Genomic DNA, 6286 nt, shown 5'->3' on the forward strand with positions numbered 1-6286 from the left:
TAATATACTCTATGCGCCAATGAACTTGAACATGCGTATGTGAGTAACTCTTTATCTTTTTTATTCGTTACAGGAAATCTTACACTTTTCATTTTTTAAAGTTAGGATATAATAAAATCATATGGGTAAAAAATGAAAATAGCAAAACGAAGGGGGCAATACATAACATGAACACTTTCATCGTTGTTTTAGTAATGATCACATTTTTGTCAGCAATCTTCACTGCAGGTTATAATGACAAGCCCGGTTCAACAAAATAATTTTTCATGTAAAAAGGCTGCCATGTGGCAGCCTTTTATCGTAGATCTAATTTATTTTTTTGAATAAACTCCTTCATATACATCCTACTTTGGTTTTCCAGCATCTGGGCCATTTGCGCTGTCCAGTGATCCTTTCTTTTCCCGCCAGTTCTTTGTTCATAATAGTCTGAGATGAGTTCATCATACTCCCTTAGCTGTTGTAAATAAATAGCCATATCCTGTTCATATTCATTTTCATGATAGATATGCTCAAAAGACAATCTTGGCTTTTGCTCCGTCATTTTTGCTGGATATCCCACCGCAAGTCCAAACAAAGGAATGACACGGTCTGGTGTTTTTAAGAGCTTCTTTACCTCTTCTAAGTTGTTTCGAATCCCTCCTATGTAACAAATCCCTAGCCCAAGTGATTCAGCCGCAATAGCAGCGTTTTGTGCCGCTAAGGAAGCATCAATGAGACCCACCATAAATTTCTCAGTGCTTTCTATTGATGGATTGACTTCTTTTTGTTCTTCTTTCCCTATGATGCTATGACGATAAAGATCTGCACAAAAAACAAAAAAATGGCCATTTTTTTCAACATATTCCTGATTGCCTGCTAGTTCCGCCAACTTTTTCTTTTTCTCTTGATCCTTCACACCAATAATGGAATAGGCTTGAATATAGCTTGACGTTGAAGCCGCCTGAGCACTCAATACAATTGTTTTAATTTGCTCATCTGTTAAGGGCTTATCCTCAAAATGCCTTATGGAGCGATGGTTTAGAATCGTTGTGATGATATCATTCATTGTAGGTTCCCTTCCTTTTACAAAAAGAGGCCCATGAACCTGGGCCTCCTTCATTTAATCGAGATTTGGATAGTTTTGCTGACGAAGTGCTTCATAAATAAGTATAGCTGCAGTATTAGAAAGATTTAATGAACGAATATTATTGGTCATCGGAATCCTTAGGCTTACGTCCTTATTATTTTCAATGACGTCCTTCGGTAAACCTGTTGTTTCTCTTCCGAAAATAAAATAAAATTCCTTTTCAGGGTTACTGTAATCAAAACTGCTATGAGGCTTTTGCCCGAATTTTGTTAAGTAAAAAAATTCACCGCCAGCATTTTTTTCGTAAAATTCTTCTAAGGAATCATAATACGTAATATTTACATGCTCCCAATAATCCAGCCCTGCTCTTTTCAACATCTTATCATCAGTTGAAAAACCTAACGGCCGAATTAAATGTAAATGAGTATCAGTGCCTGCACATGTCCTTGCGATGTTTCCTGTATTAGAAGGTATTTGTGGTTGATATAGTACTACGTGTATAGCCAAAAAACTCACCCCAATTGAAAAAACTATAGCTGTGTTAAAGAACATTGTTGATTTTAATATCCAGTTGATTGGAGCGGAAGGCACGAAGACTCCTGTGGGAGTACGGTTCAGGGGAGACCCCGCAGGCGCGTTTCTCCGAGGAGGCTCGCCGAAACGCCCACGAACCGCTCGCGCCTGGAGCGTAAATCAACAGACAAGTTTAACAAAGCCAAAACTATAAAAGAAATTATACCACTCTCATTCCTTCTTTTAAAGAATCACACTCCCAAGAAAAGAGCAGACAAAGAAGTAGAATAGTGTGGTCTTATAAATCGATAATACTAAAGAACTTATACTTAATATTCGGGGTATAAGCTGAGGAATCCTCATATGCCCAATAACGCTTACGACTATTATAGGTATGAGCATTCACTAAAGGCATTCCATTAGCATCTTTTCCGGTTACTATGGTGTTGTGATTATAACGGCCGTCCCCCTCAAAATCATAGCAAATGACGTCTCCCAGTAATAATTGGTCCGGACTGCTAACTTCTCTAGCCCTTAGACCCGCCCTTGAATTACCTAAGTATAGCCTTAGTGAATTGGCTACAGCCCAGCTATAGCTCCAGTTGCTGCTCTGCAGCCACCAACCAGTCCCGCGATTGGGATACCCTCTCATGGGGGCTCCCCCTGTATGAAGGCATTGTGAAATAAAGTTAGTACAATCTACTTCAAATTTCTTGTAAGCAGGGTTGTAGGTATTCCACCAGCGCTCCGCATATTGTACTGCTTTCAAGCGATCGTATTGATAGCTTAACCGTTCATCTGTTTCATCAATCACTTCTTCTATTGTCTCTTGATGAGAGTATACATCTTCCTTTGGGATTCTTTCCTCATCCATAACTAAAGCACCTTTGTAGAACTTCGCCAGTCTTTCTTCCATCTCTTCTTCCAAGTAGAAGATTCCTTTTTGCTTAATTAAGTATTGATAGTGTGCAAGGTATTTTACCGTTTGAAATTCTTCTTCTGAAACTTCCTCCATAATTTTTCCTGTAGCTTTCACCTTTACAATTTCTGCTGACCGTTTGGCTAATGCTTCTTGTTTTTTCTCAGCCTTCGGAAAAAATATCCTATGGCTTCTTTTATCGGTAACAAATTGATTCACTCTTTTTTCAAACAAATCCTGGAGCAATTCAAACATTATTTCTTCACCCCTTTCTTTCATACATATGAAGGAAAGTTGGTTTTAATATAAAAAAGAACGAAACCAATTTGTTTCGCTTTTCATTTATTTAAATTGAGTTAGACTTTTTTCAATTTCTAGTTGAACTTCTCTCTCGATTTCTTTCTCTTTTGCCCTTAAAAGAGCAACGCGAACGGATTCACCACCTATTTTCCCAAGCGCCCACGCAGCCGTTCCTCTCAATACCGGACTTGCTTCCCTTTCTAATACTTCGATTAAGTCAGGAATAGCTGTATTATCTTTAAAATGAGCAAGGGCTATGATTGCATTTCGCTGGATCGGCTTCTTTCCTCTCCAAGAGCCAGCCACCGAACCAAATTGTTTTTTAAACTCTCGGTTACTCAATTTTAATATCGGCTTTAGTAGCGGCTTGGCCACTTCTGGATTGGCTTCCATTTCTTCGTGGAAATGATAGTTTTTCCCCTTATTCACCGGGCAAGCGGTTTGGCAGGAATCACATCCATAAATACGGTTTCCTATCTTATCGCGAAATTCATCCGGAATTAGCTCTTTTGTTTGTGTTAAAAAGGAAATGCAATGCTGTGCATTAATCTGTCCTCCTTGGACTAATGCACCCGTAGGACAAGCATCTAGGCACTTTCTACAAGAACCACACTGGTCCTCAATAGGTGTATCCGGTTCAAATGGTATACTTGTAATCATTTCACCTAAATAGACATAAGAGCCAAACTCTGGAGTAATGATGGCACAGTTCTTCCCGCTCCAACCGATACCTGCTCGCTCGGCAACGGCCCTGTCAGAAAGTTCTCCCGTATCGACCATTGATTTTAACCTTGCCTCCGGGACCATTGTTAAAATAAACTCTTCAAGCTTCTTTAGCCGGTCACGTAAAACATGGTGGTAATCGAGCCCCCAAGAAGCCCTGCTGAAAAATCCTCTTCGTTCACCCATCCTTCCTTCTACACGTTCATTCATCTTTGATGGATAAGCAAGAGCAATCGCAATAATGGAACGTGGCTCCTCCATCAAAAGGGCGGGTGTCACACGTTTCTCTATGTCTGGCTCCTCAAAACCAGATTGATAGCCAAGTTCTTGTTGTCTGATTAATCTATTTTTCAATTCACTGAACATGTCTGAAGTGGTAAAACCGATCTTATCGATTCCAATTTCCTTGCTGTAAGCAATGAGCTCTTTTTTTAATTGTTTGACATCCATATTGGTCCTCCTTCCCCAAAAGATTGTTTATATTAGTTGTGGTTTGGTTGTTTTAATTATTGGTTGCACATCTATTTATGATAAACTATTTTAAATGAAATTTGGAGGTGGAATCGTTGGAAATTCAACTCTCACAAGAAATAAAGGGACAAGTTCCTGACTTTAAACTAGGTGTTATCGAATATAAAAATATATTGGTCGGAGATTCACCGCAAATGCTAAGAGGCAGACTCCAGCTCTTCCAGGAGTCTATTTATTTTGATTTAGAAAATACACCTGTTACAGAGCTTCCTGGAGTTCAGGAATGGCGAACTATTTTTAAAAAGAATGGTAAGGACCCCAACCGGTACCGTCCATCTGTCGAAGCTATATACAGAAGGGTACAGAAACAGAATTATCTTTCGTCTGTACAAAGTGCAATCGATATTAATAATTTTTTCTCTCTACAATATCAAGTACCTATCGGAATCTACGACCTAGAATGTTTGAATGGTCCCGTTAGTATTCGATTTGGGGACGAAGGAGAGGAATATGTGGGCTTAAATGGGCGTTTAAATTCTTTGGAGCGCCTTATTTTATCAGCCGATGAGAACGGCCCATTTGGAAGTCCTTTTGTAGACTCTGATAGAGCCCCTGTTTCTTTAGAAACAAAACATGCTCTTCAACTCATCTATTTAAGACCATCCACTGATCTTCATAACGCAGAAAAGCTAACAGAATCTCTAATGAACATGTTTGTTCAAATACACGGCGGTGAAGCAACCTACCACATTCTAAAATGATGCCAGTTTGGCATCTTTTTTCTATATAAAGAAAAAACGCAATGCATCGTTCTCTATGTAACGATACACTGCGTTAGTTATGTATGGAGCGGGTGATGGGAATCGAACCCACTACATCAGCTTGGAAGGCTGAGGTTTTACCAGTAAACTACACCCGCATATATTTTGTGACAACTCATTGAACGAGTTGACCCTTACAATAATACACACTTTTTTTGGACACGTCAAGAGAGTTATGCAATTTTTGTCGAATAACATCAAAAAACATATGGCTGATTTATTCCCTTTTTAAATGACATCAATAAAAATATTTGCTACTCTATATTAAAATCTTTAACTACTAATCTAGTGGGGTGAACTTTATTCGAAGGAAACCGATCATTTTCTCTACAATCTTATTCATAGCTATTGTGGTTGGTTCCGCTGTTACGATTTATTTCAAGTCTTACCGAGCTGCCTCAAATGAATTGCCTGTTCAGCAGCTAGTACAAGTAAATGTAAACGAAGCGGATATTGGAGAATACATTAAAATTAATCATAATTATTGGAATGAAGAGTTATGCTGGGGAAGAAGTAAAGATTTTAATTTTACTCTTTTTCATAACAAATACAAAGACTACATAGTGAATTTGAATAAAATGATTGACGCAGTTGATGATTTAGATTTAAAAGCGGATTTTATGCTAATACATGATTTATTGGAACAGGCTGATGAAACGAAGGATGTTTCTTATTTAATAGATGTACATCGGATGTTTCATGATTTAGATGTTAAATATAATAATTATGCAACAAGTGATTATTTCGGCGTAACCAATTATGGAAAAAACAATTAACGAGCAATGCTCGTTTTTTTGTATTATGGTTATTTATTGTGAGTTTACATTGAGAGGCTGACATAATTGCCTAGAGGTGGAGGGCAAGCAAGGTGATTTTGTTTCTCCATTAGACAGTTCGGCTCGTAGAACCCTTCTATGCGACCGGAACCCTTCTCTTTCAGGCAATTCGGGCTCATAGAGTCTGTCTATGCGACCGTAATCCTTCTACATCAAGTAATTCGGGCTCATAGAGTCTGTCTATGCGACCGGAACCCTTCTACATTAGGCAATTCGGGCTCATAGAGTCTGTCTATGCGACCTTAATCCTTCTACATCAAGTAATTCGGGCTCATAGAGTCTGTCTATGCGATCGGAACCCTTCTACATTAGGCAATTCGGGCTCGTAGAGTCTGTCTATGCGACCGTAATCCTTCTACATCAAGTAATTCGGGCTCATAGAGTCTGTCTATGCGACCGTACCCCTTCTACATTAGGCAATTCGGGCTCATAGAGCCTGTCTATGCGACCGTAATCCTTCTACATCAAGTAATTCGGGCTCATAGAGTCTGTCTATGCGACCGTACCCCTTCTACATTAGGCAATTCGGGCTCATAGAGCCTGTCTATGCGACCGTAATCCTTCTACATCAGGCAATTCGGGCTCGTAGATAGCATTTCGTTTCCCTTTTTTTTGTTTATCACTTATTTGCAGCACA

General features: G+C 39.0%; 6 protein-coding genes and 1 tRNA gene. 2 read left to right on the top strand and 5 right to left on the bottom strand.

The features are described 5' to 3' along the window. Positions 1–295: 295 nt before the first annotated feature. From nfsA to queG, 4 genes are all read right to left on the bottom strand, one after another. On the bottom strand, positions 296–1045 hold the full coding sequence (nfsA, locus tag RCG25_RS20835) for an oxygen-insensitive NADPH nitroreductase (protein WP_308080745.1): 750 nt from the start codon (positions 1043–1045) through the stop codon (positions 296–298). A gap of 54 nt (positions 1046–1099) precedes the next feature. Next, positions 1100–1573, bottom strand: coding sequence for a tRNA (uridine(34)/cytosine(34)/5-carboxymethylaminomethyluridine(34)-2'-O)-methyltransferase TrmL (trmL, locus tag RCG25_RS20840; RefSeq protein ID WP_308080746.1), 474 nt, complete (start codon positions 1571–1573; stop codon positions 1100–1102). A gap of 304 nt (positions 1574–1877) precedes the next feature. After that, entirely contained in the window at positions 1878–2753 is an 876-nt protein-coding gene (locus tag RCG25_RS20845) for an amidase domain-containing protein (protein WP_308080747.1), read from the bottom strand. Positions 2754–2840: 87 nt separating this feature from the next. Then, the gene (gene queG, locus RCG25_RS20850) at positions 2841–3971 is read right to left on the bottom strand and encodes a tRNA epoxyqueuosine(34) reductase QueG (RefSeq protein ID WP_308080748.1); all 1131 of its coding nucleotides are present in this window, start codon (positions 3969–3971) and stop codon (positions 2841–2843) included. A 116-nt stretch (positions 3972–4087) separates the two neighbouring features. Here queG and RCG25_RS20855 point away from each other — a divergent pair, with 116 nt between their 5' ends. After that, positions 4088–4753 carry a B3/B4 domain-containing protein gene (locus RCG25_RS20855; RefSeq protein WP_308080749.1) on the top strand — a complete coding sequence of 222 codons (666 nt, stop codon included), beginning with the start codon at positions 4088–4090 and terminating at the stop codon, positions 4751–4753. An 84-nt stretch (positions 4754–4837) separates the two neighbouring features. Here the strand turns inward: RCG25_RS20855 and RCG25_RS20860 are convergent. Further along, a tRNA-Gly gene (locus RCG25_RS20860) sits at positions 4838–4911 on the bottom strand. A gap of 195 nt (positions 4912–5106) precedes the next feature. Here RCG25_RS20860 and RCG25_RS20865 point away from each other — a divergent pair. Further along, positions 5107–5589 (top strand): hypothetical protein, encoded by a 483-nt coding sequence (locus RCG25_RS20865; protein WP_308080750.1) that lies wholly within the window; start codon positions 5107–5109, stop codon positions 5587–5589. Positions 5590–6286 lie beyond the last annotated feature (697 nt).

This window comes from Neobacillus sp. PS2-9 (genome assembly GCF_030915525.1).
Lineage (GTDB): Bacteria > Bacillota > Bacilli > Bacillales > Cytobacillaceae > Neobacillus.